The 25,077-nt window shown below is 72.5% G+C and carries 25 protein-coding genes, 1 tRNA gene and 1 pseudogene; 16 read left to right on the forward strand and 11 right to left on the reverse strand.

Features of this window, described 5'->3' with window-relative positions; all coding sequences use genetic code 11:
• Positions 1–18: 18 nt before the first annotated feature.
• The 5 genes from galE to C3489_RS23170 all read right to left on the reverse strand — a co-directional run bounded on the left by galE (position 19) and on the right by C3489_RS23170 (position 5,689).
• The gene (gene galE, locus C3489_RS23150; protein ID WP_181139803.1) at positions 19–1,077 is read right to left on the reverse strand and encodes a UDP-glucose 4-epimerase GalE; all 1,059 of its coding nucleotides are present in this window, start codon (positions 1,075–1,077) and stop codon (positions 19–21) included.
• A gap of 103 nt (positions 1,078–1,180) precedes the next feature.
• Complete coding sequence (locus tag C3489_RS23155; RefSeq protein WP_103783962.1) at positions 1,181–1,948, reverse strand: GntR family transcriptional regulator; 768 nt, start codon at positions 1,946–1,948, stop codon at positions 1,181–1,183.
• Positions 1,949–1,957: 9 nt separating this feature from the next.
• Complete coding sequence (iolD, locus tag C3489_RS23160) at positions 1,958–3,829, reverse strand: 3D-(3,5/4)-trihydroxycyclohexane-1,2-dione acylhydrolase (decyclizing) (RefSeq protein ID WP_103783963.1); 1,872 nt, start codon at positions 3,827–3,829, stop codon at positions 1,958–1,960.
• Positions 3,826–4,719, reverse strand: a complete 894-nt coding sequence (gene iolB, locus C3489_RS23165; RefSeq protein WP_103783964.1) for a 5-deoxy-glucuronate isomerase — start codon at positions 4,717–4,719, stop codon at positions 3,826–3,828. Before iolB ends, iolD begins: the two co-directional genes overlap by 4 nt.
• An 82-nt stretch (positions 4,720–4,801) precedes the next feature.
• Entirely contained in the window at positions 4,802–5,689 is an 888-nt protein-coding gene (locus C3489_RS23170) for a deoxyribose-phosphate aldolase (RefSeq protein WP_103783965.1), read from the reverse strand.
• A 276-nt stretch (positions 5,690–5,965) separates the two neighbouring features.
• Between C3489_RS23170 and C3489_RS23175 the strand changes: the two genes are divergently transcribed.
• The 6 genes from C3489_RS23175 (at position 5,966) to C3489_RS23200 (ending at position 12,014) form a co-directional block, all read left to right on the forward strand.
• A complete protein-coding gene (locus tag C3489_RS23175; RefSeq protein ID WP_103783966.1) occupies positions 5,966–6,979 on the forward strand; it encodes a sugar ABC transporter substrate-binding protein in 1,014 nt (337 codons plus the stop codon).
• Positions 6,979–8,055: an ABC transporter permease gene (locus C3489_RS23180; protein WP_181139806.1), complete on the forward strand. Its 1,077-nt coding sequence runs from the start codon at positions 6,979–6,981 to the stop codon at positions 8,053–8,055. The genes C3489_RS23175 and C3489_RS23180 overlap by 1 nt, the downstream gene beginning before the upstream one ends.
• A 7-nt stretch (positions 8,056–8,062) precedes the next feature.
• Positions 8,063–8,971 carry an ATP-binding cassette domain-containing protein gene (locus C3489_RS23185; protein WP_103783968.1) on the forward strand — a complete coding sequence of 303 codons (909 nt, stop codon included), beginning with the start codon at positions 8,063–8,065 and terminating at the stop codon, positions 8,969–8,971.
• 1 nt (position 8,972) lies between these two features.
• A complete protein-coding gene (locus C3489_RS23190; RefSeq protein WP_103783969.1) occupies positions 8,973–9,875 on the forward strand; it encodes a sugar phosphate isomerase/epimerase in 903 nt (300 codons plus the stop codon).
• Positions 9,876–10,341: 466 nt separating this feature from the next.
• Positions 10,342–11,766 carry a serine hydrolase gene (locus tag C3489_RS23195; protein WP_258054916.1) on the forward strand — a complete coding sequence of 475 codons (1,425 nt, stop codon included), beginning with the start codon at positions 10,342–10,344 and terminating at the stop codon, positions 11,764–11,766.
• Positions 11,767–11,813: 47 nt separating this feature from the next.
• Positions 11,814–12,014, forward strand: a complete 201-nt coding sequence (locus C3489_RS23200; protein WP_103783970.1) for a hypothetical protein — start codon at positions 11,814–11,816, stop codon at positions 12,012–12,014.
• A 70-nt stretch (positions 12,015–12,084) separates the two neighbouring features.
• Here C3489_RS23200 and C3489_RS23205 read toward each other — a convergent pair whose 3' ends face one another.
• The 3 genes from C3489_RS23205 to C3489_RS23215 are packed head-to-tail and all read right to left on the reverse strand — an operon-like array spanning position 12,085 to position 15,063.
• A complete protein-coding gene (locus C3489_RS23205; RefSeq protein WP_103783971.1) occupies positions 12,085–13,089 on the reverse strand; it encodes a Gfo/Idh/MocA family oxidoreductase in 1,005 nt (334 codons plus the stop codon).
• Between the two features lie 35 nt (positions 13,090–13,124).
• Positions 13,125–13,901 carry an SDR family oxidoreductase gene (locus C3489_RS23210; protein ID WP_103783972.1) on the reverse strand — a complete coding sequence of 259 codons (777 nt, stop codon included), beginning with the start codon at positions 13,899–13,901 and terminating at the stop codon, positions 13,125–13,127.
• 7 nt (positions 13,902–13,908) lie between these two features.
• Positions 13,909–15,063, reverse strand: coding sequence for a phytanoyl-CoA dioxygenase family protein (locus C3489_RS23215; RefSeq protein WP_103783973.1), 1,155 nt, complete (start codon positions 15,061–15,063; stop codon positions 13,909–13,911).
• Positions 15,064–15,187: 124 nt separating this feature from the next.
• Between C3489_RS23215 and C3489_RS23220 the strand changes: the two genes are divergently transcribed.
• Positions 15,188–16,219, forward strand: coding sequence for a LacI family DNA-binding transcriptional regulator (locus C3489_RS23220; protein ID WP_103783974.1), 1,032 nt, complete (start codon positions 15,188–15,190; stop codon positions 16,217–16,219).
• Positions 16,216–16,827 (forward strand): poly-gamma-glutamate hydrolase family protein, encoded by a 612-nt coding sequence (locus tag C3489_RS23225; protein ID WP_103783975.1) that lies wholly within the window; start codon positions 16,216–16,218, stop codon positions 16,825–16,827. The genes C3489_RS23220 and C3489_RS23225 overlap by 4 nt, the downstream gene beginning before the upstream one ends.
• A gap of 23 nt (positions 16,828–16,850) precedes the next feature.
• Here the strand turns inward: C3489_RS23225 and C3489_RS23230 are convergent, their stop codons facing one another.
• Positions 16,851–18,008, reverse strand: a complete 1,158-nt coding sequence (locus C3489_RS23230) for a Gfo/Idh/MocA family protein (protein WP_103783976.1) — start codon at positions 18,006–18,008, stop codon at positions 16,851–16,853.
• A gap of 117 nt (positions 18,009–18,125) precedes the next feature.
• Here C3489_RS23230 and C3489_RS23235 point away from each other — a divergent pair, with 117 nt between their 5' ends.
• Positions 18,126–19,133 (forward strand): LacI family DNA-binding transcriptional regulator, encoded by a 1,008-nt coding sequence (locus C3489_RS23235; RefSeq protein WP_103783977.1) that lies wholly within the window; start codon positions 18,126–18,128, stop codon positions 19,131–19,133.
• Here C3489_RS23235 and C3489_RS23240 read toward each other — a convergent pair.
• Entirely contained in the window at positions 19,123–19,467 is a 345-nt protein-coding gene (locus tag C3489_RS23240) for a cupin domain-containing protein (RefSeq protein ID WP_103783978.1), read from the reverse strand. The two genes, C3489_RS23235 and C3489_RS23240, sit on opposite strands and share 11 nt — an antisense overlap.
• A 121-nt stretch (positions 19,468–19,588) precedes the next feature.
• On the opposite strand from C3489_RS23240, the gene C3489_RS23245 reads away from it, so the two are divergent.
• From C3489_RS23245 to C3489_RS23275, 7 genes are all read left to right on the forward strand, one after another.
• On the forward strand, positions 19,589–20,107 hold the full coding sequence (locus C3489_RS23245) for a hypothetical protein (RefSeq protein ID WP_103783979.1): 519 nt from the start codon (positions 19,589–19,591) through the stop codon (positions 20,105–20,107).
• Between the two features lie 191 nt (positions 20,108–20,298).
• Entirely contained in the window at positions 20,299–22,314 is a 2,016-nt protein-coding gene (locus tag C3489_RS23250; RefSeq protein ID WP_181139808.1) for a TerD family protein, read from the forward strand.
• A 100-nt stretch (positions 22,315–22,414) separates the two neighbouring features.
• A complete protein-coding gene (locus tag C3489_RS39515; RefSeq protein ID WP_258054917.1) occupies positions 22,415–22,645 on the forward strand; it encodes a hypothetical protein in 231 nt (76 codons plus the stop codon).
• Positions 22,642–23,427 carry an alpha/beta fold hydrolase gene (locus C3489_RS23260; RefSeq protein WP_181139804.1) on the forward strand — a complete coding sequence of 262 codons (786 nt, stop codon included), beginning with the start codon at positions 22,642–22,644 and terminating at the stop codon, positions 23,425–23,427. The genes C3489_RS39515 and C3489_RS23260 overlap by 4 nt, the downstream gene beginning before the upstream one ends.
• 54 nt (positions 23,428–23,481) lie before the next feature.
• Positions 23,482–23,844 (forward strand): helix-turn-helix transcriptional regulator, encoded by a 363-nt coding sequence (locus C3489_RS23265; RefSeq protein ID WP_103783981.1) that lies wholly within the window; start codon positions 23,482–23,484, stop codon positions 23,842–23,844.
• Positions 23,841–24,473 (forward strand): SRPBCC family protein, encoded by a 633-nt coding sequence (locus tag C3489_RS23270; RefSeq protein ID WP_103783982.1) that lies wholly within the window; start codon positions 23,841–23,843, stop codon positions 24,471–24,473. The genes C3489_RS23265 and C3489_RS23270 overlap by 4 nt, the downstream gene beginning before the upstream one ends.
• Before the next feature lie 106 nt (positions 24,474–24,579).
• Positions 24,580–24,653, forward strand: a tRNA-Pro gene (locus tag C3489_RS23275).
• 75 nt (positions 24,654–24,728) lie between these two features.
• Here the strand turns inward: C3489_RS23275 and C3489_RS38775 are convergent.
• Positions 24,729–25,077 (reverse strand): annotated as a pseudogene (locus C3489_RS38775) (hypothetical protein); the annotation flags it as partial.

Here is a 25,077-nt window from a genome sequence, read left to right on the forward strand (position 1 = left end):
GTGCCGCCGGTGAGGGGCTCAGTCCTCGACCGGTGGACCGTTCGGGGCCGAGTTGCGGTAGCCGAGGGGGTGGAGGCGTTGGAAGCCCCAGGTGTCGCGGCACATGTCGTCCAGGTCGCGGCGTGGCCGCCAGCCCCAGTCCTGGCCGATGGCCCGGACGTCGGCGACCCGCTCGGCGGTGTCCCCGAGGCGGCGCGGCGCGATCTCGTACGGCACCAGCCGGCCGCAGGCCCGGGAGAACGCGGCGACGACCTCCAGCACCGAGACGCCCTGGCCGCGGCCCAGGTTGTACACGTGCATCCCCGGTGCGTCGGCGAGGTGGTCGAGCGCCAGCCGGTGCGCCTCGACGGTGTCCAGGATGTGCACGTAGTCGCGGATGCCGGTGCCGTCCGGCGTGGGGTAGTCGCCGCCGTACACCCGAAGCCGCCGGCGGCGGCCGACGGCGACCTGCGCCAGCGACGGCAGCAGGGTGTCCTGCGGGCCGGGCCGGTCCTCGCCGAGCAGTCCGCTGGGATGGGCGCCCGCCGGTGTGAAGTGGCGCAGGCACAGCACGGTGTACTCGGGCCGGTGCCGGCAGATGTCGGCCAGCAGCTGTTCGCACGCCCACTTGGAGGCCGCGTAGGGGTCCTCGGGGCGGGCCGGGTCCGTCTCGGCCAGCGGCCCGGTCGCGGCCGCCGCGTAGAGGGAGCCGGTGGAGGAGAACACCAGCTGGTGGACCCCGTGTTCGTGCATGGCGTTCAGCAGCGCGGTGGTGCCTCCGACATTGGCGTCGTAGTACTCCACCGGCATGCGCAGCGAGGCCTGGGCCGACGTCAGCGCGGCGAAGTGCATGACCGCGTCCACGGCGTGCCGTGCGAACACCCCCGACAGCGCCCGGCGGTCGCGGATGTCCAGCTCGTACACGGCGCCCACGAACCGGCCGGCGAGCCGCTCGACCCGGGCGAGGACCTGCCGTACGCCGGCGGACCAGTTGTCGACCACGATCACCTCGTAGCCGTGGTCCAGCAGATCCACGCACGTGTGGCTGCCTATGAAGCCGGCCCCACCGGTGACCAGGATCGTTGACGGTGCGCTCATGGACCGGGCTCCTCGCGCACGTGCAGCTGTATGTTTACGACGTATACCTGCTGCCTACCGACTGTCCTCCCCCGCCCCGCGTCCGTCAAGTCCGCGCCGCCTCTCAGTTCCGCATCAGCAGCTGGAAGTCGAACGAGTAGCGCGACGCCCGGTAGACGTGGGTGCCGTGCTCGACCGCGCGGCCGGTGGCGTCGTAGGCCGTGCGCTGCATGGTGAGCAGGGCGGCGCCCTCCCGCTCGTCCAGGCGGACCGCCTCCTCGGCCGTGGCGGAGCGGGCGCCGACGCGCTGCCGGGCGCTGTGCAGGCTGACGCCCGCCGCGCGCAGCAGCCGGTACAGGCCCGTCGCCTCCAGCCGGGCGGTGTCCAGGTCGAGCAGGTCCCCGGGCAGGTGGTTGCACAGCAGCGCCACCGGCCGGCCGTGGGTGAGGCGCAGCCGCTCCAGCAGGACCACCTCCGCGCCCTCGGCGATCCCCAGCGCGGCGGCCACCTCCGGGCCCGCCGGCACCCGCTCGTTGCGCACGACGCGCGTCGAGGGACCCTGCCCGGCGGCCTGGAGGTCGTCGTACAGGCTGCTCAGCTCCAGTGGGCGGCGGACCTGGCTGTGCACCACCTGGGTGCCCACCCCGCGGCGCCGCACCAGCAGGCCCTTGTCGACGAGGGACTGGATCGCCTGGCGGACGGTGGGGCGGGACAGGCCGAGCCGGGTGGACAGATCGACCTCGTTGCCGAGCAGGCTGCCCGGGACCAGCACCCCGCGCCCGATGGCCGCCTCCAGCTGCTGCGCCAGCTGGTGGTAGAGCGGGACGGGACTGGTCCGGTCCAGCGCGAAGTCCACCGCGTCCGTGCCGGGCGAGGTGCGTTCCTGCGCCATGGCGTCCCCCTAGACGTGCCGGCGGCGGTCGGCCACCCGCCGCTCGTAGCGCGCCCGTGCGGCCACCGCCGCCTCGCGCCCCGCCACCTCGGCGACCGGCACGTCCCACCAGGCCTCGGCCCCCGGCGCGGTCGGCGACGGGTCCGTCTCGACGTACACGCACGTCGGCCGGTCGGCGCCGCGTGCGGCGGTGAGCGCCTCGCGCAGCTCGGCCACCGTCTTGGCGCGCAGCACGTCCATGCCGAGGCTGGCCGCGTTGGCCGCCAGGTCGACGGGCAGCGGCGGCCCGGTGAAGGTGCCGTCGGCGGCCCGGTGCCGGTAGGCCGTGCCGAAGCGTTCGCCGCCGGTCTCCTCCGACAGCCCGCCGATGGAGGCGTAGCCGTGGTTCTGGATCAGCACCAGCTTGATCGGCAGCCCCTCCTGGACCGCCGTGACGATCTCCGTCGGCATCATCAGGTATGTCCCGTCGCCGACCAGCGCCCACACCACGGTGTCCGGCGCGGCCTGCCGCACCCCGATCGCGGCCGGGATCTCGTAGCCCATGCAGGAGTAGCCGTACTCCAGGTGGTACTGGCGCGGGCTGCGCGCCCGCCACAGCTTGTGCAGGTCGCCGGGGAGCGAACCGGCCGCGTTGATCACCACGTCCGTGTCGCCGACGACCCCGTCCAGCGCGCCGATCACCTGTGTCTGCGTCGGCACCGCGCTGTCGTCCTTCGCGCGGAACGCGGCCTCCACGACCCGCTCCCAGCGCTCCTTGCCGGCCCGGTACTCCGCCTCGTACGCGGCGTCCACACGGTGCCCGGCGAGCGCCGCCGTCAGCTTCTCCAGGCCGGTGCGCGCGTCGCAGACCAGCGTGCGCGCGGCCAGCTTGTGCGCGTCGAAGGCGGTGATGTTGAGGTTCACGAACCGCACGTCCGGGTTCTGGAAGAGGGTCCCGGAGGCGGTCGTGAAGTCCGAGTAGCGGGTGCCGACGCCGATCACCAGGTCGGCCGTGCGCGCGAGGTCGTCGCAGACCGCCGTGCCGGTGTGCCCGATGCCGCCGACGTCGGCGGGGTGGTCGTACCGCAGGGAGCCCTTGCCGGCCTGCGTGGAGGCGACCGGGATGCCGGTGGTCTCCACGAGGACCCGCAGCGCCTCCTCGGCCTCGCTGTGGTGGACGCCGCCGCCCGCGACGATCAGCGGACGGGAGGCGCCCTGGATCGCCCGGACGGCCTCGGCGAGTTCCATGGGGTCCGGCGCCGGGCGTCGTACGAACCACACGCGCTCGTCGAAGAACCCCTCCGGCCAGTCGTACGCCTCGGCCTGCACGTCCTGCGGCAGGGCCAGCGTCACCGCGCCGGTCTCGGCCGGGTCGGTGAGCACCCGCACGGCCTGCAGCGCGCTCGCGATCAGCGCCTCGGGCCGGGTGATCCGGTCGAAGTAGCGCGAGACCGGGCGCAGCGTGTCGTTCACCGACACGTCCGCCTCCACGGGGTGCTCCAGCTGCTGCAGCAGCGGGTCGGCGGGGTGGGCGGCGAAGTAGTCGCCGGGCAGCAGCAGGACCGGCAGGCGGTTGATGGTGGCGAGGGCGGCGCCGGTGACCAGGTTGGTGGCGCCCGGGCCGATCGACGTGGTCACCGCCATCGCGGACAGCCGGTTGAGGTGGCGGGCGTGGCCGACGGCCGCGTGCACCATGGCCTGCTCGTTGCGGCCCTGGTGGTAGGGCATGCGGTCCGCGTACTCGACGAGTGCCTGGCCGATGCCGGCGACGTTGCCGTGGCCGAAGATGCCCCAGGTGCCGGCGATCAGCCGGTGGCGCACCCCGTCGCGTTCGGTGTACTGGGCGGCGAGGAACCGCACCAGGGCCTGGGCGGTGGTCAGTCGGACGGTAGGGGCGCTCATCGGGACGTCTCCGGGGCGGTGTAGAGGGGCAGGCGGGGGTCGACGGGCTGCTCGGCCCAGGTGTCGCGGATCCAGGCGTGGCCGGGGTGGTCGCAGATCAGCCAGGCCCGCTCGGCCTCGGGGCCCGCCATGACGTTCAGGTAGTACATGTGGTGGCCCGGCACCGCCATGGACGGCCCGTGCCAGCCGTCCGGGATGAGGACCACGTCGCCGTCGCGGACCTCGGCCAGCACGTCGGTCTCCCGGCCCCGCCCGGACGGCGAGACCCGCTGGTAGCCGAGGCCGGGCGTGGCGTCGTGCGCGGCGAACTCGAAGTAGTAGATCTCCTCCAGCACCGACTCCTCGCCCGGGCGGTGCTCGTCGTGCTTGTGCGGCGGGAAGGAGGACCAGTTGCCGCCGGGGGTGAGCACCTCCACCGCGATCAGCTTGTCGCACTCGAAGACGCCGGCCGCCCCGAAGTTGTTGACCTGCCGGGAGCAGTTCCCGGTGCCGCGCAGCTCGACCGGGACCGAGGAGGCGGGCCCGTACCGGGCGGGCAGCCGGCGGGTGCAGCGGGCTCCGGTGAGCGCGAAGCGGCCGCCGGCGGGGGAGGTCACGGTGGCGCGGGCGTCGCGCGGGGCGTAGGCGAAGTCGCTCACCGCGCTGAAGACGTCCGCCCGGCCCGTCAGCTCGAAGGTGTCGTGGCCGAAGTCGTCGGCCACGGAGACCGTGCAGGAGCCGCTGAGCGGCAGCACGATCCACTCGCTGTCGCCGGTGTCGAAGGTGTGCGAGCCGCCGGCGGGCAGCTGGAGCACGCGCAGGGCGGAGTAGCCCCAGCCGGCCGTCTCGGGGGTGATGTCGACGGCGTAGGGCCCGGCGGCCGCCTTGCCCGCGGGCAGGTGGTGCGTCATGAACTCCTCCGTTTCACAGCACGCTTCGTCGGTCGGACCTCTGACGGGACGCTCGTACAGCAGACCTTCCCCGGCGGGCCTTTCACAGCAGCCCGACGGCCGTGTCGACCGCCTCCTCCACGCTTCCCCGGGCCGGATAGAGCAGCGAGCGGCCCACGACCATGCCGTGCACGGTGGGCAGCCTCAGCGCCTTGCGCCAGCGCTCGTAGACGGCGTCCTGGTCGGCGCCCACGTCACCGCCGAGCAGTACGGCGGGCAGCGTGGACGTCTGCAGCACCTCGCCCATGTCGTCGGGGTCCTCGGTGACGGGCAGCTTGAGCCAGGTGTAGGCGGAGGTGCCGCCGAGGCCGGAGGCGATGGCGATGGAGCGGGTGACGGCCGCGGCGGACAGGTCGTTCTCGACCCGGCCGTCCACCCGGCGTGAGAGGAAGGGCTCCACGAACACCGGCAGGCGCGAGGCGGCCATCTCGTCGATGGCGCGGGCGGTGGCCTCCAGCGTGGTGAGCGAGCCGGGGTCGGTGTAGTCGATGCGCAGCAGCAGCTTGCCGGCGTCGAAGCGCAGCCGGGCGAGGTCGGCGGCTCGGTGCCCGGTGAACCGGTCGTCCATCTCGAAGGCGGACCCGGCCAGGCCGCCGCGGTTCATCGAGCCCATCACGACCTTGCCGTCCAGCGCGCCGAGCAGCAGCAGATCCTCCAGGACGTCGGCGGTGGCGAGCACCCCGTCGACCCCGGGCCGGGCGAGCGCCGTGCACAGCCGCTGCAGCAGATCGGCCCGGTTGGCCATGGCCAGGCGCCGGTCGCCCACGCCGAGCGCGCCACGGGCCGGGTGGTCGGCGGCGACGATCATCAGCCGGCCGGAGTCGTTCAGCAGCGGCCGCCGCACGCGGCGGGCCGCGGCCTCGGCGACGGCCTCGGGGTGCCGGGCGCGGACCGCGACGAGGTCCGGGATGCCGGGGGTGCTGAGGGTCAACACGTCGCTCCGTTTCCGCGTCAGGGCTACGCCCGCGCGCCTGGGGTAGGGATCGACCACGTACCAGCGGGTCTGCCGCCTCCCAGGTGTAGGGCCCGGGAGCCGACGCTGTCAATACTTTGTACTTACATTCGGACCTGCTTGTGAAATGATGTCTTAACAAAGTATTGACAGCGGGCGCCGCAGCGACTTGTATCCCGTCCCAGCGCAACAGCCGTGCGAGACGGCTTCTCGATCCCCTCCCTTTCCCCTGGCGCACAGTGAGGTGCAGGAAAGATGGACCGCTCTTCCCACTCCCGCAGACTCGCCCCGGTCGTGGCCCTGGCCGCGGCGGCGGCCCTGACCCTCGCGGGCTGCTCCAGCAGTTCCGGCGGCAAGAAGGCCGAGGAAGGAGGGGGCGCGGCCTCCGCGGGCAAGGCCACCACCCCTCGCATGACGGTCGCACTGGTCACCCACCAGTCGCCCGGCGACACCTTCTGGGACATCGTCCGCAAGGGCGCCGAGGCCGCGGCCGCCAAGGACAACATCAAGCTCGTCTACTCCGCCGACCCGAACGCCGGCGGCCAGGCCAACCTGGTGCAGAACGGCATCGACCAGAAGGTCGACGGCATCGCCATCACGCTGGCCAAACCGGACGCCATGAAGAGCGTCGTGGCCAAGGCCAAGAGCGCCGGCATACCCGTGGTCGGCCTCAACTCCGGTGTCAGCGACTGGAAGAAGCTCGGCCTGCTGGAGTTCTTCGGGCAGGACGAGACCGTCGCCGGCGAGGCCTTCGGCAAGAAGCTGAACGAGGTCGGCGCCAAGAAGGCCGTGTGCGTCATCCAGGAGCAGGGCAACATCGGCCTGACCCAGCGCTGCGACGGCGTGAAGAAGACCTTCTCGGGCTCGGTGGAGAACCTCTACGTCAACGGCACCGACATGCCGTCCGTGAAGTCGACGATCACCGCCAAGCTCAAGCAGGACAGCGGCATCGACTACGTCGTCACGCTCGGCGCCCCGTTCGCGCTGACCGCGGTGCAGTCGGTGGGCGACGCCGGCAGCAAGGCCAAGGTCGCCACCTTCGACCTGAACAAGGACCTCACCAAGGCCATCAAGAACGGCACCATCCAGTTCGCCGTCGACCAGCAGCCCTACCTCCAGGGCTACCTGGCGATCGACTCCCTGTGGCTCTACAAGAACAACGGCAACTACAGCGGTGGCGGCGAGCAGCCGGTGCTCACCGGCCCGGCCTTCGTCGACAAGTCCAACGTCGACCAGGTCGCGAACTTCGCCGCGAAGGGCACCCGGTGATCAGCATGACCCAGCAGGCTGCGCCGGCGGTGGGGACACCGCCGGCCCCCGGCCCGGGGGAGTCCGACGGCCGCACCCGGCAGCGGTCCCTGGTGCTCCGGCTGCTCGCACGGCCCGAGGTCGGCGTCTTCCTCGGCGCCGTGGCCGTCCTCGTCTTCTTCCTGATCGCGGCCCCGACCGTCCGCCAGGGCAGCTCGATGGCCACGGTCCTCTACCAGTCGTCGACCATCGGGATCATGGCGCTGCCGGTGGCGCTGCTGATGATCGGCGGCGAGTTCGACCTGTCGTCCGGCGTCGCGGTGATCACCTCGGCGCTCACCGCGAGCATGCTGAGCTTCCAGCTGAGCATGAACGTGTGGACCGGTGTCTTCGTCGCGCTGATCGTCTCCCTCGCCATCGGCGCCTTCAACGGCTGGATGGTGATGAAGACCGGGCTGCCCAGCTTCCTGGTCACCCTCGGCACCTTCCTGATCCTCCAGGGCGTCAACCTCGCGGTGACCAAGCTGGTCACCGGCAACGTCGCCACCGACGACATCAGCGACATGGACGGCTTCGGCCAGGCGCGCAAGGTCTTCGCCTCCTCCTTCGACGTCGGCGGGGTCCAGGTGAAGATCACGGTGGTCTGGTGGCTGGTCTTCGCGGCCCTGGCCACCTGGGTGCTGCTGCGCACCCGGTACGGCAACTGGATCTTCGCGGTCGGCGGCAACAAGGACAGCGCCCGGGCCGTGGGTGTGCCGGTGAAGTTCACCAAGATCACGCTGTTCATGACCGTGGGCTTCGGCGCCTGGTTCGTCGGCATGCACAATCTGTTCTCCTTCAACACCGTGCAGTCCGGCGAGGGCGTCGGCCAGGAGCTGATCTACATCGCCGCGGCCGTCATCGGCGGCTGCCTGCTCACCGGCGGTTACGGCTCCGCGATCGGCCCGGTCTTCGGCGCGTTCATGTTCGGCATGGTCAACCAGGGCATCGTCTACGCCGGCTGGAACCCCGACTGGTTCAAGGCCTTCCTCGGAGTGATGCTCCTCGGCGCCGTTCTGATCAACTTGTACGTGCAGCGCACGGCGACCCGGAGGTGAGGGGGAGATGACCACCAGCAAGGCCCACGGGGCGATCCTCAAGGACACCGCGCCCGAGCAGGACGCCCCCCTGGTCGAACTGCGCTCGGCCGGCAAGTCCTACGGCAACATCCGCGCCCTGCACGGCGTGGACCTGAGGGTCTTCCCCGGCGAGGTGACCTGCGTCCTCGGCGACAACGGCGCCGGCAAGTCCACCCTGATCAAGATCGTCTCGGGGCTGCACCAGCACACCGAGGGCGAGTTCCTCGTCGACGGGCAGCCGGTGCGCTTCAGCACCCCGCGCGAGGCACTCGACCGCGGCATCGCCACCGTCTACCAGGACCTCGCGACCGTCCCGCTGATGCCCGTGTGGCGCAACTTCTTCCTCGGCTCGGAGATGACCAAGGGGCCCTGGCCGATCCGCCGCCTCGACATCGCCGCCATGAAGAAGACGGCCGACCAGGAACTGCGCAACATGGGCATCGTCCTGGACGACCTGGAACAGCCCATCGGCACCCTCTCCGGCGGCCAGCGCCAGTGCGTGGCCATCGCCCGCGCCGTCTACTTCGGCGCCCGGGTGCTGATCCTGGACGAGCCGACCGCCGCCCTCGGCGTCAAGCAGTCCGGCGTCGTGCTGAAGTACATCGCCGCCGCCCGCGACCGCGGCCTCGGCGTCATCTTCATCACCCACAACCCCCACCACGCCTACATGGTCGGCGACCACTTCAACGTGCTGCGCCTGGGCACCCTGGAGCTGTCCGCCGCGCGCAGCGACGTCGGCCTGGAGGAGCTGACCAACCACATGGCCGGCGGCGCCGAACTCGCCGCCCTCAAGCACGAACTGGCCCAGGTCCGCGGCGTCGACGTGGAGGAGCTCCCCGAGGCGCAGGACCTGTCCGCACCCCTGGCGACCCCCACCTCGGAAGGAACCCCCTGACATGCCCGCTGCCCTGAGCCGCATCCGGGTCGGCTCCGCCCCCGACTCCTGGGGCGTGTGGTTCCCCGACGACCCCGCCCAGGTGCCCTGGCGGCGCTTCCTCGACGAGGTCGCCGAGGCCGGCTACGAGTGGATCGAGCTCGGCCCGTACGGCTATCTGCCCACCGACCCGGCCCGGCTCACCGACGAGGTGGAGGCCCGCGGACTGAAGGTGTCCGCCGGCACCGTCTTCACCGGCCTGCACCGCGGCCCGGCGGTGTGGGAGTCCACCTGGGAGCACGTGGGCCAGGTCGCCGCCCTCACCCAGGCCATGGGCGCACGGCACCTCGTCGTCATCCCGTCCTTCTGGCGCGACGACAAGACCGCCGAGATCCTCGAACCGCCGGAGCTGACGGCCGAGCAGTGGGCGCACCTCACCAAGGGCATGGAACGGCTCGGCCACGAGGTCAAGGAGACCTACGGCCTGGACATCGTCGTCCACCCCCACGCCGACACCCACATCGACACCGAGGCCCACGTCGAGCGCTTCCTCGACTCCACCGACTCCGACCTGGTCAACCTCTGCCTGGACACCGGGCACTACGCCTACTGCGGCGGCGACAGCGTCAAGCTGATCGAGACCTTCGGCGAGCGCATCGGCTATCTGCACCTCAAGCAGGTCGACCCGGAGATCCTCGCCGAGGTCGTGGCGGACGGGGTCCCGTTCGGGCCCGCCGTGCAGCGCGGAGTGATGTGCGAACCGCCCTCCGGCGTCCCGGAGCTGGAGCCGGTGCTGGTCGCGGCGCAGAAGCTGGGCGTGGACCTGTTCGCCATCGTCGAGCAGGACATGTACCCCTGCGAGCCGGACAAGCCGCTGCCGATCGCGGTGCGCACGCGCCGCTTCCTGCGCTCCTGCGGGGCGTGAGCGGTTCGGCGGCACGTGAGTGGCGCGGCGGCGGGTGAGCGGTTCGGCGGCGCGTGCGTGGCCCGGCGGCGGGTGATCGGTTCGGCGGCGCGTGCGTGGCCCGGCGGTGCCGCGGCGGTCCCACGGGGCGTGTGGTTTTCGGGGGCGCGAGCGGTCTGCGGGGCGTGAGCGGTCCGTGGTGGCGTGGCGGTTCGGCGAGCGGTCATGCGATGGCATGGCGGTCCTGCCCGGGGGTGAGCGGTCAGCCGGTCGTGCGCGGTCCTGCGGTGCCGTGGCGGGCGGCGCGAGGGGCGCCCGGGGCCCGACAGGACGTGACGGGCGTGCGCTCCTATGCTGGTGATAGCCGGTGTGACTCTTGGGACCACTGGTGCACCAGGGCCGTCGGCCTGGCGCTGCGGCCGCTGTCCCGCCGCCTTCCACGACGTTCGCGGGGCGTTCCTCCTGCCGTTCTCCCGGGAGCAGGCCCATGTCGTTCGCTTCCCCCCGACTGCGCAGGTCAGCCGTCGCCGCCGCCGCGCTGGGCATCCTCGCGGGCCCGGCCGCCGGCGGTGCGGCCGTCGCGCTGCCGAGCGCGGCCCCCGCGCCGCCGTCCCCTCCGGGATCCTCCTCCGCGTCCGCCACCTCGCCGTCCGTCACCTCGCCGTCCGCGACCTCGCCGTCCGCGACCTCGCCGTCCGCGACCTCGCCGTCCGTCACCGAGCCGACGTCGCCGTCCGGCTCCGGCTCCACCTCGCCGTCGTCGACCGGACCGACGACGCCGTCCGCCCCGTCCGCCGGCTTGCCGCCTCCGTCCGCCGGCGGGGTGCGTCCGCTCACCCCCGCCGTGCAGCAGCAACTCGACGCCGCCGTGCAGCGCGTGATGCAGCAGGCGAACATCCCCGGCGTGACCGTCGGCGTGTGGACACCCGACCAGGGGCAGTACGTCAAGTCCTTCGGCGTCGCCGACAAGTCCACCGGCGCGAAGATGTCCCCCGGCCTGTACCTGCGGATCGGCAGCGAGACGAAGACCTTCACGGTCACGGCCGTGCTGCAACTCGTCGACCAGGGCAAGGTCGGCCTGGACGACACCATCGACAAGTACGTCGGCGGAGTGCCCAACGGCGACAAGATCACCATCCGGCAGCTGGCCGGCATGCGCAGCGGGCTGTTCAACTACTCCGCGGACGAGGACTTCTACAAGGCGCTGACCTCCGACCCGCAGCGCCCCTTCACCCCCCAGCAGCTCCTGGACTACTCCTTCAAGCACCCCGTGCTCTTCCCGCCCGGCCAGCAGTTCTACTACTGCAACACCAACCTGATCCTGCTCGGCCTGGTCGTGGAGAAGGAGAGCGGGCAGAAGCTGAACGACTACATCCAGCAGAAGGTCCTCGATCCGGTCGGCCTCAAGCACACCCTCTTCCCGACCGGCAACGAGTTCCCGACGCCGCACTCGCAGGGCTACACCAACCAGACGGCGACCGGGAAGGTCGAGGACTCGGCCGACTGGAACCCCTCCTGGGGCTGGGCGGCCGGCGCGATGATCTCCCAGCTGGACGACCTGCGGGTGTGGGCCCGCACGGTGGCCACCGGCAAGCTGCCCGACGGCGGCGACATGATCAGCCCCGCGACCCAGCGGCAGCGGCTGATCACCCCGCCGACCCCCATCGCGGGCGCCGGCTACGGCCTCGGCATCTTCAATGTGCAGGGCTGGATCGGGCACAACGGCTCCCTGCCCGGCTATGAGTCGCTCACCATCTACCTGCCGTCCGCGCAGGCGACGCTCGTGGTGATGCTCAACACGGACATCAACTACAAGAACCAGGAGCCCAGCACCCTGTTCGGCCAGGCCGTGACCCGGATCATCTCCCCGGACCACGTTTTCGACCTGCCGGCGGAACCGGCGGCGCGGTGAGTTCGTTGGGAGAGTGAAGGGGCGAACAGACGGACGGGGGAGGACCGATGACGGACGGACAGCAGACGGAGGAGCGCGAGGAGGCGGCACCCGCCGCCGCGGAGGCGGCCTCGCGCCGGGCCCGCTTCGGGACCCTGCCGGAGCGGGTGCGCCCGGAGCAGACGGTGGAGACGAAACCGGCCACCGCGCCGGACCCGGCCCGCGACCGCTACGACGTGCACGAGTGGCTCATACGCTACTGCGGCTGAACCCCGCCCGAACCACCGGACGGGGCCCCGCCGTACGGCGTTTCCGCGCACGCACCGGCGAGGCCACGGCTCAGGCGCCGCGCACCTCCGCCGGCGTCACCGGCCGGTGCTCGCGCAGGGACAGCGTGCACGCCTCCGCGATCCAGCCCGCCTCCAGCGCGTCCGCGACCGTGCAGGGCGAGGGCCGGGTGCCGGCCACCACCTCGGTGAACGCGGCGAGTTCGGCGCGGTAGGCGGCGGCGAAGCGGTCCATGAAGAAGACGTGCGGGGTGCCGGAGGGGAAGGTGACACCGGGCTCGGCCGAGCGCAGCGGCAGCTTGTCGTCCAGGCCGACGGCGAGGGAGTCGGCGAAGCCGTGCAGCTCCATGCGGACATCGTGGCCGCGGCCGTTGTGCCGGGAGTTGGACACCACCGCGATGGTGCCGTCGTCGAGGGTGAGCAGCGCGCCGGTGGTGTCGGCGTCGCCGGCCTGCCGGATATAGTCCGCGCCCCGGTTGCCGCCGACGGCGTACACCTCGCTCACCTCCCGGCCGGTCACCCAGCGGATGATGTCGAAGTCGTGCACCGAGCAGTCCCGGAAGATGCCCCCGGAGGCGGCGACGTACGCGGCGGGAGGCGGCGCCGGGTCCAGGGTCGTCGACCGCACGGTGTGCAGCTTGCCCAGCTCACCGGCCTGAACGGCGGCACGGGCGGCGGCGAACCCGGCGTCGAAGCGACGGTTGAACCCGATCTGGACCGGCACGTCGCCGCCCTCGACGGCCTGCAGGACGGCCACGCCCTCGGCCATGGTGCGGGCGACCGGCTTCTCGCAGAAGACGGGCACGCCGGCCGCGACACCCGCCCGGATCAGCGCGGGGTGGGCGTCGGTGGCCGCCGCGACGACGACACCGTCCACACCGGACGCAAGCAGGGCCTCGGGGGAGTCCGCGACCTCCGCGCCGAACCGCTCGGCGGCGGCCTTGGCGGCGTCCGCGACCGGGTCGCTGACGACGAGCGACTCGACGGCGTCGAGCCCGGACAGGGTCTCGGCGTGGAAGGCGCCGATACGGCCGAGGCCGAGGATTCCGATACGCATGGTGCTCCTAGAGGAAGGGAAGCGGAGTATGCCGGTCAGTCCAGTCCGCCGAGGACGTTCTGGTCCCAGTCGATCACCGAGCCGGTGACCACCCCGGACCGGTCGGACAGCAGGAAGACCACGAAGTCGGCGATCTCGTCCGGTCGGCCGAGCCGCCCCATCGGCAGCCGCGCCGCCGCCCGCTCCTGCCAGTCGTCGCCCGCCCCGTGGAAGGCGCGCTGGGTGGCGTCCTCGCCCTCGGTCGCGGTCCAGCCGATGTTCAGTCCGTTGATCCGGATGCGGTCGAAGCGGTGGGCGTGCGCGGCGTTGCGGGTCAGCCCCACGAGCCCGGCCTTCGCGGCCACGTAGGGCGCGAGGAAGGGCTGTCCGCCGTGCGCGGAGGAGGTGATGACGTTGACGACGGTGCCGGGCGCCTTGCGGGCGAGCATGTCGGCGACGGCCGCCTGCATCGCGAAGAACGGCCCCCGCAGATTGACCGCGATGTGCTGGTCGAACAACTCGGGCGTGGTGTCCAGCAGGGTGCCGCGCGAGGTGAGCCCGGCGGAGTTCACCAGGCAGTCGACGCGGCCCCAGGCGTCCACCACCGCGGCCACGGACGCCCTGGCCTGCTCGGCGTCGGCGAGGTCGGCCCGTACGTACATCGCCTTGCCGCCGCCTGCCGTGAGCTCGGCGACCAGCGCCTCGCCGGGCTCCGGGCGGCGCCCGGTGACGGCCACCACGGCGCCCTCACGCACCGCCGCCCGGGCGACGGCCGCGCCGACGCCCTGGCTGCCGCCGTTGACCAGCACGACCTTGTCGTCGAGAAGTCCCATGTCTCTCCTAGCTCCTGCGCCGCCCGGCGGCGGCGCGCAGCTCCTCGGCCAGCGCCTGCGGGGTCCACTCCTCGGCGAGCGCGCGCCGCACCAGATCGGCCTGCGCGGGCGGCGCCAGTCCGTCGACCGGCGGGTCGCGGTCCAGATCGGTCGGGAAGGGATAGCCCTCGGCGCTGGCGGCGATCACCTGCTCCAGCCACGCCGCGCTCGCCCCCTCCGCCCTGCGCTTGAGCAGCACCGGGTAGACGGCGTTCACGACCGCCTCGCGGTCCACGCTCTCCATGGCCCGCCCGAACGCCGAGGAGATCTGGAGCAGATTGGCGGTGCGCCGGATGTCCGCCGAGCGGTTCTCCCCGGCGGCGTGGAACAGGGCGGGGTTGAAGAACACCGCGTCCCCCTTGGCGAGCGGCAGCTGCACGTGGCGCTCGGCGAAGCAGTCCCGGAACTGCGGCAGCCGCCAGGCCAGATACCCCGGCTCGTACAGCTGGGACCAGGGCAGATACAGCGTCGGGCCGGACTCGACCGGCATGTCGCAGTGGGCGACGGCGCCCTGCAGGGTGAGCACGGGGGAGAGGCGGTGCACGTGCGCGGGGTAGGCCGCGGCGGTCTCGCTCGCGAGGAACCCCAGGTGGTAGTCGCGGTGCGGCTGCTGCGCCGCGCCGCCCGGGTTGACCACGTTGACCTGGGAGGTGACCTGGTAGCCGGGGCCCAGCCAGGCCCGCGAGACCAGCGCGACGACGTCGTTGGCGTAGTAGTCGGCGAACGCCTCCGCGTCGTACAGCGCGGCCTTCTCCAGCGCGTTCCACACCCGGTCGTTGGCACCGGGCGGGGCGAAGTGGTCGCCGGCCGTCCGGCCCGAGGCGCGCTGCTCTGCGATCAGCGCGTCGAAGACGGCGGTGAGCCGGTCGACGACGGCCGGGTCCGGGAAGGCGCCCCGGAAGACGGCGATGCCCGGGCCGTCGGCGAGGACGCGGACGATCTCGGCCTGGATCTCGCGGCCCGTGCCGAGCCGGGCGGCGTCGTAGACCGGCACGTTCCGCTCGACGGCGGCGGCGTGCGGCAAGTCGGCGGGGTCGGTGGTGCGCTCGATCAGACGGCGGAAGGCGGCCAGGTCGCAGTCCTGCTCGGACAGCCAGGCGCGGTCGGGTGCGGTGGAGGACATCGCCGTCCCTTCGTTCAGGGCGCGACCCGTGGGTCACGGAGCCGTGCGGCTCTGTCATTCTTGTCAGGACAAAGGCAGCGAACAACCGGCAGGCGGCCATCAAAAACCCCTCAAGGAGCCGACCGTGGGCCATCCCTTCCCGATCCGGGAGATCGCACGTCAGGCGGGCCTGAGCGAGGCCACGGTGGACCGGGTGCTCAACGCCCGCGGCGGGGTCCGCGCCTCCACCGCGCAGGAGGTGCACCGGGCCATCGCCGACCTGGACCGGCAGCGCACCCAGGTGCGGCTCGTCGGCCGCACCTTCATGATCGACATCGTGATGCAGGCGCCGGAGCGGTTCTCCACCGCCGTACGGGCCGCCCTGGAGGCGGAACTGCCGTCCCTGCACCCGGCCGTGCTGCGCTCACGCTTCCACTTCCGCGAGACGGGCCCGGTCGAGGAGCAGGTGCGTGTGCTGGACCGGATCGCCCGCCGCGGCTCCCAGGGCGTGCTCCTGAAGGCGCCGGACGTCCCCGAGGTCACCGCGGCCGTCGGCCGGCTGACCGCGGCCGGCATCCCCGTGGTCACCCTCGCCACCGACCTGCCCGCGAGCACCCGGCTGGGCTACGTCGGCATCGACAACCGGGCAGCGGGCGCCACGGCCGCCTATCTGATGGGCCAGTGGCTGGGCGAGCGGCCCGGCAACGTCCTCACCAGCCTCAGCAGCGGCTTCTTCCGCAACGAGGAGGAGCGCGAGATGGGCTTCCGCAGCGCCATGCGCGCCCGGCACCCCGGGCGCGTCCTCGTCGAGATCGCCGAGGGGCAGGGCCTGGACGCCACCCAGTACGACCTCGTGCGCGCCGCCCTCGCCCGCGACCCGGACATCCGCGCCGTGTACTCGATCGGCGGCGGCAACATCGCCACCCTCCAGGCCTTCGCCGACCTGGGCCGCGAGTGCGCCGTGTTCGTCGCCCACGACCTCGACCACGACAACACCCGGCTGCTGCGCGAGCACCGCCTGTCCGCCGTCCTCCACCACGATCTGCGCCAGGACCTGCGGGAGGCCTGCCATCTGGTGATGCGGGCCCACGGCGCGCTCCCACCGGCCGGGCCGACCCTGCCGTCGGCGATCCAGGTCGTCACGCCGTACAACATGCCGCCGCAGGCCGCGCGATGAGCGGCACCGGGCGGCCGCTGACCGAGCGGGTGACGATCGAGGGCGTGGAGTTCACCGTCACGCTCACCCCGGGCGACGGCATCGGCCTGCTCGCGCTGCACGCCAGCGTCGAGGGCGGCACCGGTGAACTCGCGGACGAGCTGGCCCAAAGATGCGGCGCGACACGACTGGTGTTCCGGCAGAGCGACGGCGAGCCGGTGCACATCCCCTCGGCGCGGATGGGCGCCGTCCCCTGCCGGCTGCTGCGCGACTTCCTCGCCCGAGTCGACGTCGTCGTGTCGCTGCACGGGCATCTGCGGCCGGCCGCGCCCCGCTCGATCTTCCTCGGCGGCGCCGACCGCACCGCGCCGCGGCTCATGGCGGGCGGCCTCGCATCGCTGCGGCCCCGGTTCGAGCCGGTCACCGACCTGGCGCTGATCCCCGCCGCCCTGCGGGGCGTCAACCCCCGCAACCCGGTCAACATGGCCGGCGGTTCAGGGGTGCAGGTGGAGCTGCCGCTGCTCGCCCGGACCACGTTCCCGGGTGGGGCGGACGTGCCGCCGCGGGACGTCGCGGACGCGCTCGCGGACGGCGTACGGCGACTGCGGGCGCTCACCCGTGAGGCGTGACGTCCACCGCTGGAGCGCCCCTTTCACTGCGGCAGCGTGACCCACGCCCCGCTCTCGGCGGACCGCGCCATCGCGTCCAGCACCGTGGCGCTGTGCACCGCGTCCGCCAGGGTCGCCCCGTGCGGGGTGCCCTCGGCGATCGAGCGCAGGAAGCGGTGGCACTCGATGACCTTCAGGTCGTCGTAGCCCATGGCGTTGGCCGCGCCCGGCTGGAACGCGCCGTACTCGCCGGCGCCCGGCCCCACGTAGACCGTGCTCACCGGCTGGTCCTGGTACGCGGTGCCGCGGCTCACCCCCAGCTCGTTCATCCTGCGGAAGTCCCAGAAGACGGCGCCCCTGGTGCCGTGCACCTCGAAGCCGTAGTTGTTCTGCTCGCCGACCGACACCCGGCACGCCTCCAGCACACCCCGGGCGCCGGAGGCGAAGCGCAGCAGACAGCTGACGTAGTCCTCGTTCTCGACGGGGCCGAGTGCGCCGCCGGTGGCGCGGGAGTGACCGGCGGTGGCGCCGGTGGGCCGGGCCCGCTCGGGCACGAAGACCGCGGTGTCGGCGGTCAGGGAGGCGATGTCGCCGAGCAGGTACCGGGCGAGGTCGGCGCCGTGCGAGGCGAGGTCGCCGAGCACTCCGCTGCCGCCGCGCTCACGCTCGTAACGCCAGGTCAGAGCCCCCTCCGGATGGGCGGCGTAGTCGCTGAACAGCCGGATGCGGACATGGGTGACCGTGCCGAGTTCCCCGGAGGCGATCAGCTCGCGGGCCGCCTCCACGGCCGGGGCGTTGCGGTAGTTGAAGCCGACCGTGCCCTGGACGCCGGCCTTCGCGACCGCGTCGGCGACCGCGCGGGCGTCACCGGCGCTCAGGCCGACCGGCTTCTCGATCCACAGGTGCTTGCCGGCCTCGGCCATCGCGACGCCGATCTCGCGGTGCAGGAAGTTCGGCGCGGTGACGCTGACCGCCTCCACCCGCGGATCGGCGGCGACCTCACGCCAGTCGCGGGTGGCCGAGGCGAACCCGAACTGCGCGGCGGCCTCCTCCGCCCGCCCCGGCACCTCCTCGGCGACGGCGACCAGCCGCGGCCGCAGCCCCAGCGCGGGGAAGTGGTGGAGCACGCGGGCGTACGCCTGGGTGTGCACCCGCCCCATCCACCCGAACCCGACGACGGCGACCCCGAGCGAACGTGCCATGACAGCCTTCTCCCGCAATTGGACCGTTCCAACAAGTTCTTCCGGCCACCCTGCGCGGACGCACCCCCACTGTCAAGCACTTTGACAACCGCACCACCACATGGAACGGTCCACCCCATGAAGCAGCCGACCATCCGGGACGTGGCCGAGCGGGCGGGCGTGTCGAAGTCGCTGGTCTCGCTCGTGCTGCGTGGCTCCGACCAGGTGCGCCCCGAGAAGCGGGACGCGGTGCTCCGGGCGGTGCGCGAGCTCGGCTACCGGCCCAACGCCGCGGCCCGCACCCTGAGCGAGCGGCGCTCCCGCACAGTCGGTGTGCTCCTGCACGACCTGCGCAATCCCTGGTTCGTGGAGCTGCTGGACGGGATGAACCCCCCGCTGCGCGAGGCCGGACTGCACATGCTGCTCTCCGACGCCCGCCTCGGCCGCCGCGCGGGCCACGACCTCGCCGAGCCCTTTCTGGACCTCGGGGTCGACGGCCTGGTCGTGGTCGGCACCCTGCCCGACCCGGCCGGGCTCGCGCGGGTCGCCGAGCGGCTTCCGGTGGTGGTCGCGGGGGCGCGGGAGCCGGTGCTGCCGGACGTGGACATGGTCGCGGGCGACGACGAGCAGGGCGCCCGGCTCGTCACGGAGCACCTGATCGGGCTGGGCCACCGCCGGATCGCGCACATCGGCGGGCACGGCGCGGTGGGCGAGCTGCGCCGGCGCGGTTACACCTCCGCCCTGGCCGCGCACGGGCTCGATCCGGTGGTCGAGCGCGGGGACCTGACCGAGGAGGGCGGCTACCGGGCCACGGTACGGCTGATCGCCCGCGCCGAGCGGCCCACGGCGGTCTTCGCCGTCAACGACATGACGGCGGTGGGCGCGCTGTCGGCGGCCGCGGAGCTGGGGCTGAGCGTGCCCCGTGACATCTCCGTGGCCGGCTACGACAACACCGGCATCTCCCGGCTGCGGCACGTGTGGCTGACCACCGTGGACAACGCCGGCCACGAGGTCGGCCGCCGGGCCGCGCGCTGCCTGCTGGACCGGTTCGAGGGCCGGGCGGGAACGAGCCGGGTCCGCTTGACCACGCCGGCGCTGGAGACGCGCGGCACGACGGGGCGGCCGCCGGGGTCGTTCAGAGATTGATCGCGTACACCTTGCGCAGCGTCTCGTGCACCGTCCACGTCGTACGGTCGCCCTCGCGCAGCACCGCCATGTCACCGGGACCGACGTGCAGCGTCGGCCCGCCGTCGACCTCGACCGTGGCCGACCCGCTGACCACCACGAACACCTCGTCGGCCTCGGTGTCCGTGACCACGCCGGGCGTGATCTGCCAGATGCCGCGGATCTGCCGCCCGTCCTCGGACTCCCACACCACCTTCCCGGTCACCTCGGGCGAGCCGGAGACGATCTGCGCCGCGTCGAGCGGCTCCGGTGCGAGCTCGGCGTCCGGGACGTGCAGTGCGAAGCTGTGGATCATGCGGCGACCCTAACCGGCCCGCTCCCGCGACGGCGCTGGACACAGTGTGCGTGTTCGCCCCGGCCGGACCGACACATCGTCGCAAGTGGCAGGCGCCCGGGGCCCGAGTGATCGTGAGGGCATGGCCGACTCCGACACCCCGCCGAGGACCGCGGCGCCGCACCGCCACGACACGCGGGAGATGATCCTCTTCGGCGGCGTCTACGGCGCTGTCCTGGCCAGCTCCATGGTCGCGGCCCTCACCCAGTACGGGCACTCCTCCGCGCACAGCCGCCGCTACGACGCCCTGTGGCTGGTGGTCACCGCGCTGGCCTCCGCGCTGGCCCACGGCTACGCCCACTACATCGCCGAACGCGGCCCGCACCGCCGCTGGGACGCCCTGCGCGCCCTGGCCGACGAGTGGCCCCTGGTCGCGGCCGTCCTGCCGACGGTCGTGGTCCTGGCCGGCGCCGGCTGGGGCTGGTGGCCGCCGGGGGGCGTCGAGTACCCGGCCTTCGCCCTCAACATCACCCTCCTGTTCGCCGTCGGCCTGGTCACCGCCCGCTGGTCGCACCGCGGCTGGCCCAAGGCGATCGCCATCGGCGCGGTGGACGCGCTGCTGGGCTTCGTGGTCGTGGTGGCGAACGCGGTCATCAAGTGACGGAACACCGTGGCTCCCGGAAGTCGCGAAGCCCTCCGCTTTCCCGTTTCGGGCGACCGCCCCCGAAATCGCTCGGTGGGCATTACAGTTTTCCGCCTGCGACATGTCATGGCGTGTCGCCTGAAAGGCCTTTGGGGCGGGGAATGTCCGCGTGCCGGGAACACGCGGTGGTGGGGGGCTTCGTGCAGGAAATGATCAAGGGCGCGAACGTTTCGTTGGCAGCCCTGAGCGAGAACGTCGGCTCGGTGATCGTCGGGCTGGGCTGGGCCAGTCCGAGTGGCGAAGGGGACGCGGATGTCTCCGTGCTGTTGCTGGACGCCAACGGCAAGGTGCGCAGCGATGCCGACTTCTACTTCTACAACAACCCGGTGGCCGCGGACGGCAGCGTGCAGTTGCTCGGCAAGACGCCTACGGAGGGCGGCAGCGAGGACCGTATCGTCTTCGACCTGACCGCGGTCCCGTCCGACGTCGAGCGGATCGTCGTCGCCGCGAGCCGGTACCGGGGCGCCCGGTTCGGTGAACTGGACGATGTCCGGATGACGTTGGGCGACGCGGCCGGTGAGGATCTTCTGCGCTTCAGCATCGACGACGCCGACTCGGTCAGTGCCGTCATCTTCGGCGAGCTGTACCGGCGTGCGGAGGAGTGGAAGTTCAGGGCCGTGGGCCAGGGTTACGACATTGGCCTCGCCGGTCTGGCAACGGACTTCGGCGTCGATGTCGACGACGCGGAGGAAACGGACGCCACGTCGGCCGCAGCGGTTCTGGAGGACGCGAGCGGCGATGAAGGGGCGGACACGACGGTGGCGCCGTCCTCGCAGGCGACGCTCGAAGCGGTGCCCGCACCTCGCCCGCCCGCCGACGAACCCGCTCCCAGGAAGCCGGCCGCCCGGCCGCGTACGGCGAAGAAGAAGGTCACCCTGCCCAAGGTGGCGGTGAAGACGCTCGCCGAGAACGACTCCTGGAGGCAGGCCAGGCTCTTTCCCGTGTCGGCCCTCAAGAGTGACCGTGATCGCGAGATGCGGGCCACCTCGGTCCTGCTGTCGGTGATGGCCCAGGTACCGGAGTTCGGCCGCAGGCTCACCGCGGGGTTCGGTGCCCCGTCCGGGCGCATGGAGACGTTCACGGAGGTCTCCCTGCCGCACGGCGACACCCCACGGCGTCCCGACGGGGTCATCCGGGTGGAGCGGGCGGGGAAGCTGTGGACCGCGCTGGTCGAGACGAAGACCAACGGCAACCCCCTGAAGGCCGAACAGGTCCAGGCGTACATGGACATCGCCGCGCGCCGCGGCTACGAGGCGGTGATCACGCTCTCCAACGACGTGGCCCTGGAGGGCACCCCGCTCGTCGACGTCAAGATCGACGGTCGCCGCAAGCACAAGGTCGCTCTGTGGCACCTGTCCTGGGCCGAGGTGGCGCACCAGGCGCAGATGCTCATCCGGCACGAGGGCGTCGGCAACGCCGCGCACGCCTGGCTGCTCCAGGAACTGCTCCACTACCTCCAGCACGAGAACTCCGGCTGTCACGGGTTCCAGAACATGGGCCCCGCCTGGGTTCCGGTGCGCAACGGCATCGACGACGAGACCCTGTGCCAGGGTGACCCGCGGGCGCTGGAGGTGGTGGAGAGCTGGGAGCGGCTGATCCGCCAGGTCTGCCTGCGGCTGGGCGGTGAACTCGGCCAGAAGGTGCTGCCCGTGCAGCGCACCCGGCGTGGTACGGACCCGCGGGCCCGCCGCGGCCTCCTCGCCGACCAGCTGTGCCTGGACGGCCGGCTGTACGCCGAGCTGCGTATCGAGGGCACGCCCGGGGTTCTCGCGATCAGCGCGGACCTGCGCACCGGGAAGCTGCGCACCTCCATGGAGATCCCCGCGCCGGAGCAGGGCTACCCGCTGACCTGGGCCAAGCGGCTGGTGCGGCGGCTGGCGGAGGCACCGGCGGACCTGCATGTCGAAACCCTGGTCGACGGGGAGACGGGCGGTCCGCGGGGCACGCTGGAGCGGTTGCGTCCGGAGCCCGGCGACATGCTGCCGAAGGACGGCGGAGTGCGGATCACAGGTTTCCGCCTGTCGCTGCTCAAGGGCATGGGGAGCGGTCGGGGCAACGCCGAGTCCAGCTTCATCCGGAGCGTCGACGACGCCGTGCAGCGCTTCTTCACCACGGTGGTGGTCCATCTGGACGGCGCCCCGTCCCGCCGGACGGGCGTCAGGTAGCCGGCGCTGGGCGTCTCGCCAGGGCCGGACACGCTGTGGTCCGGCCCTCGCCGCGTTCCCACCGAAGCCGTGACGGCCGCTTCGGCGCCGTCTTCGGCCCGTGGCTGGGCGGCAGGTGCTCGCCGCGGACCACGGCGACTGGGGCTTCACCGCCTTCGCCCTCGCCGGAGTCTCCTCGACGGTCTTCATCGGCATCGCCGCGCTGCGCTCCGCCAGGCCGGCGGACCGCAACAGCGAGCCGCGCAAGCCGGTCCCGGCCCACTGGGCGGACCGGGCCGGCCAGTGCTCTGCATGCGGGGCCGGCCCATCTCTGGCAGCCTCGAAGATGTGAGCGCCACCTGGGACGTACGCCGATCGGGCCCCACTGAGTCAGCGCACCGCGCCCTGCTGATTCCCGGCGGCATGTGCACCACCGAGTTCTACGCGGACCTCATGGCCGAGAAGGCCCTGGCGGACCTCGCACTCGTGGCCGTGACCCAGCCCGGCTTCGGGCCCACGACGCCGCCCGACGACGTCAGTATGGAGAACTACGCCCGCCTCTTGGCCGACGTCGCCGCGCGCGAGCGGTGCGACCTCGTCGTGGGCCACAGCCTGGGCGCCAACGTGGCACTGGAGATGGCGGCGCTCGGCCTGTTCACCGGCCCCCTCGTACTGCTGTCGCCCACCTTCTCGCGCGGCGACGAGTCGACCTTCCTCACCGTGCTGGACGCGGTGGGACGGGTGCCGCTGCTCGGCCCGCTCGCGTGGGCCGGCATGCTCAAGGTCGTCCCGCGGGCGATGCGCGGCAGCCTGCCACCGCACCGCGCGGAGACACTGTCACGGGTCATGGCGGACAACGACGCGGCCGTCTGCCGCCGGATGGTGCGGGAGTACTACGCCTACCTGGCCCGCTATCCGTCGCTGGTGCCCCGGCTGTGCGAGGCCGGGGTGCCGACCTGGGTGGTGCGCGGCGAACACGACGAGATCGGCCTGACCGGCGGCGAGCGGCGCGGCCTCGAAGCCTGCCCGCACGTGACCCTGGTGACCGTGCCCGACGCGAGCCACCTCCTGCTCGTGCAAAAGCCCGCGCGCATCGCGGACGTCGTCCTGGAGGCGGCCGCGGCGACCCGCTGACCGTCCTTCCTTCAGCATTCGCTTATATAAGCGGCAGCTGATAGATTGACTCGCATGCACGCCTTCGACGTCCTCGCCGACCCGGTGCGCCGACGGATCCTGGAGCTCCTGGCCGACGGTGAGATGAGCGCCGGGGCGGTCGCCGACGCCGTCCGGGCGGAGTTCGGCATATCGCAGCCCGGCGTCTCCCAGCACCTGAAGGTGCTGCGCGAGAACGGCTTCGCGACCGTCCGTTCCGAGGGCACCCGCCGGCTCTACGCCGTCGACTCCGAGCCCCTGCGCGACATCGACGCCTGGCTGGACCGCTTCCGCCGCTACTGGACCCCGCACCTGGACGCCCTGGCCACCGAACTGGCCCGCGGCCGCCGTGAGCGCCGGCTGCGCGGCACCGACGAACCCCCGAGGAGCACCCCGTGATCGACGTGACCCATCAGATCAACAGCGTGCGCCGCACGGTCGGCCGCCGCGACTTCAAGGCGGGCGAGGCCCGCGTGGTGACCGTGGCCCGCACCTACGACGTCCCCCTCGACGACCTCTGGGACGCCTGCACCAACCCCGAGCGCATCCCCCGCTGGTTCCTCCCGGTCGAGGGCGACCTGCGCGAGGGCGGCCGCTTCCAGCTCAAGGACCAGGCCGGCGGCACGATCGAGCGCTGCGACCCGCCCAAGGGCTTCACCGCGACCTGGGAGTACGGCGGCGAGGTCAGCTGGATCGAGCTGCGCCTGACACCCGAGGGGGAGGGGCGGACCCGCTTCGAGCTGGACCACATCGCCCACGTCGACGACACGAAGTGGGCCGAGTTCGGGCCCGGCGCGGTCGGCGTCGGCTGGGACGGGATGCTCGTGGGTCTCACCCTGCACCTGCGGACCGGCGCCGCCGTCGATCCGGCCGAGGCGATGGCCTGGATGGGCTCGGAGGAGGGCCGCCGCTTCTACACCGAGAGCAGCGAGGCGTGGTACGCGGCGAACGTCGCCGGCGGCGAGGACGAGCACCGGGCCCGCCAGGCCGCCGACCGCACGACGGCGGCGTACACGGGCGCCGGCTGACGAGGGCGCCCCGGCGCGGCGTCCCCGCGGGTGGGGACGGGGGCACCCGCACGCGTGCGGTAGGGTTTACGTGCGTGATCACGCGGTCCACCGCGTGCGACGCGAACGGGACGTGGCGCAGCTTGGTAGCGCACTTGACTGGGGGTCAAGGGGTCGCAGGTTCAAATCCTGTCGTCCCGACTTGTGAGAGTCACAGGTCAGGGCCGGTTTCGGAGGTTTCCGAAGCCGGCCCTCACTGGTTTCGGGGGGCGTCGGCTACGGCGTGTAGACCTGCTCCAGGCTGTGGATGGCGCCGTCGTCGCCGGTCGCGTACTTGAACACCAGGCCGGAGTCGGGGTGCGCCTGGATCCAGTCGACCAGCTCCTGCACGCCGATGCGCTGGTTGGTGCTGCCGGCCACGATGGGGTTGGTGGCGGTGACGTACGCGGCCTGGTCGAGGGCCCAGCGGCTGTCCTCGCCGGTGACGACGAACGACGTGCCGTCGGAGTCCTTGCCGGGGCACCCCCACGCCCCGTGCTGGATGACGAGGTTCACCTTCCCGGTACTGGCGGGCAACTCCTCGACGCGGTAGACGGCGATCTCGTCGGGGTCGACATGGTCCGGG

It is taken from the genome of Streptomyces sp. Ru71 (assembly GCF_002920535.1).
In the GTDB taxonomy this organism is placed as follows: domain Bacteria; phylum Actinomycetota; class Actinomycetes; order Streptomycetales; family Streptomycetaceae; genus Streptomyces.

Bases quoted from the DNA above. Each gene is read 5' to 3' on its own strand.
- C3489_RS23195 (WP_258054916.1), top strand. From the start codon at position 10,342: ATGTCGTTCGCTTCCCCCCGACTGCGCAGGTCAGCCGTCGCCGCCGCC.
- C3489_RS23175 (WP_103783966.1), top strand. From the start codon at position 5,966: ATGGACCGCTCTTCCCACTCCCGCAGACTCGCCCCGGTCGTGGCCCTG.
- C3489_RS23245 (WP_103783979.1), top strand. From the start codon at position 19,589: ATGGCCGACTCCGACACCCCGCCGAGGACCGCGGCGCCGCACCGCCAC.
- C3489_RS23240 (WP_103783978.1), bottom strand. From the start codon at position 19,467: ATGATCCACAGCTTCGCACTGCACGTCCCGGACGCCGAGCTCGCACCG.
- C3489_RS23185 (WP_103783968.1), top strand. From the start codon at position 8,063: ATGACCACCAGCAAGGCCCACGGGGCGATCCTCAAGGACACCGCGCCC.
- C3489_RS23205 (WP_103783971.1), bottom strand. From the start codon at position 13,089: ATGCGTATCGGAATCCTCGGCCTCGGCCGTATCGGCGCCTTCCACGCC.
- C3489_RS23235 (WP_103783977.1), top strand. From the start codon at position 18,126: ATGAAGCAGCCGACCATCCGGGACGTGGCCGAGCGGGCGGGCGTGTCG.
- C3489_RS23200 (WP_103783970.1), top strand. From the start codon at position 11,814: ATGACGGACGGACAGCAGACGGAGGAGCGCGAGGAGGCGGCACCCGCC.
- iolD (WP_103783963.1), bottom strand. From the start codon at position 3,829: ATGAGCGCCCCTACCGTCCGACTGACCACCGCCCAGGCCCTGGTGCGG.
- C3489_RS23215 (WP_103783973.1), bottom strand. From the start codon at position 15,063: ATGTCCTCCACCGCACCCGACCGCGCCTGGCTGTCCGAGCAGGACTGC.
- C3489_RS23230 (WP_103783976.1), bottom strand. From the start codon at position 18,008: ATGGCACGTTCGCTCGGGGTCGCCGTCGTCGGGTTCGGGTGGATGGGG.
- C3489_RS23225 (WP_103783975.1), top strand. From the start codon at position 16,216: ATGAGCGGCACCGGGCGGCCGCTGACCGAGCGGGTGACGATCGAGGGC.
- iolB (WP_103783964.1), bottom strand. From the start codon at position 4,719: ATGACGCACCACCTGCCCGCGGGCAAGGCGGCCGCCGGGCCCTACGCC.
- C3489_RS23210 (WP_103783972.1), bottom strand. From the start codon at position 13,901: ATGGGACTTCTCGACGACAAGGTCGTGCTGGTCAACGGCGGCAGCCAG.
- C3489_RS23155 (WP_103783962.1), bottom strand. From the start codon at position 1,948: ATGGCGCAGGAACGCACCTCGCCCGGCACGGACGCGGTGGACTTCGCG.
- galE (WP_181139803.1), bottom strand. From the start codon at position 1,077: ATGAGCGCACCGTCAACGATCCTGGTCACCGGTGGGGCCGGCTTCATA.
- C3489_RS23190 (WP_103783969.1), top strand. From the start codon at position 8,973: ATGCCCGCTGCCCTGAGCCGCATCCGGGTCGGCTCCGCCCCCGACTCC.
- C3489_RS23265 (WP_103783981.1), top strand. From the start codon at position 23,482: ATGCACGCCTTCGACGTCCTCGCCGACCCGGTGCGCCGACGGATCCTG.
- C3489_RS23250 (WP_181139808.1), top strand. From the start codon at position 20,299: ATGATCAAGGGCGCGAACGTTTCGTTGGCAGCCCTGAGCGAGAACGTC.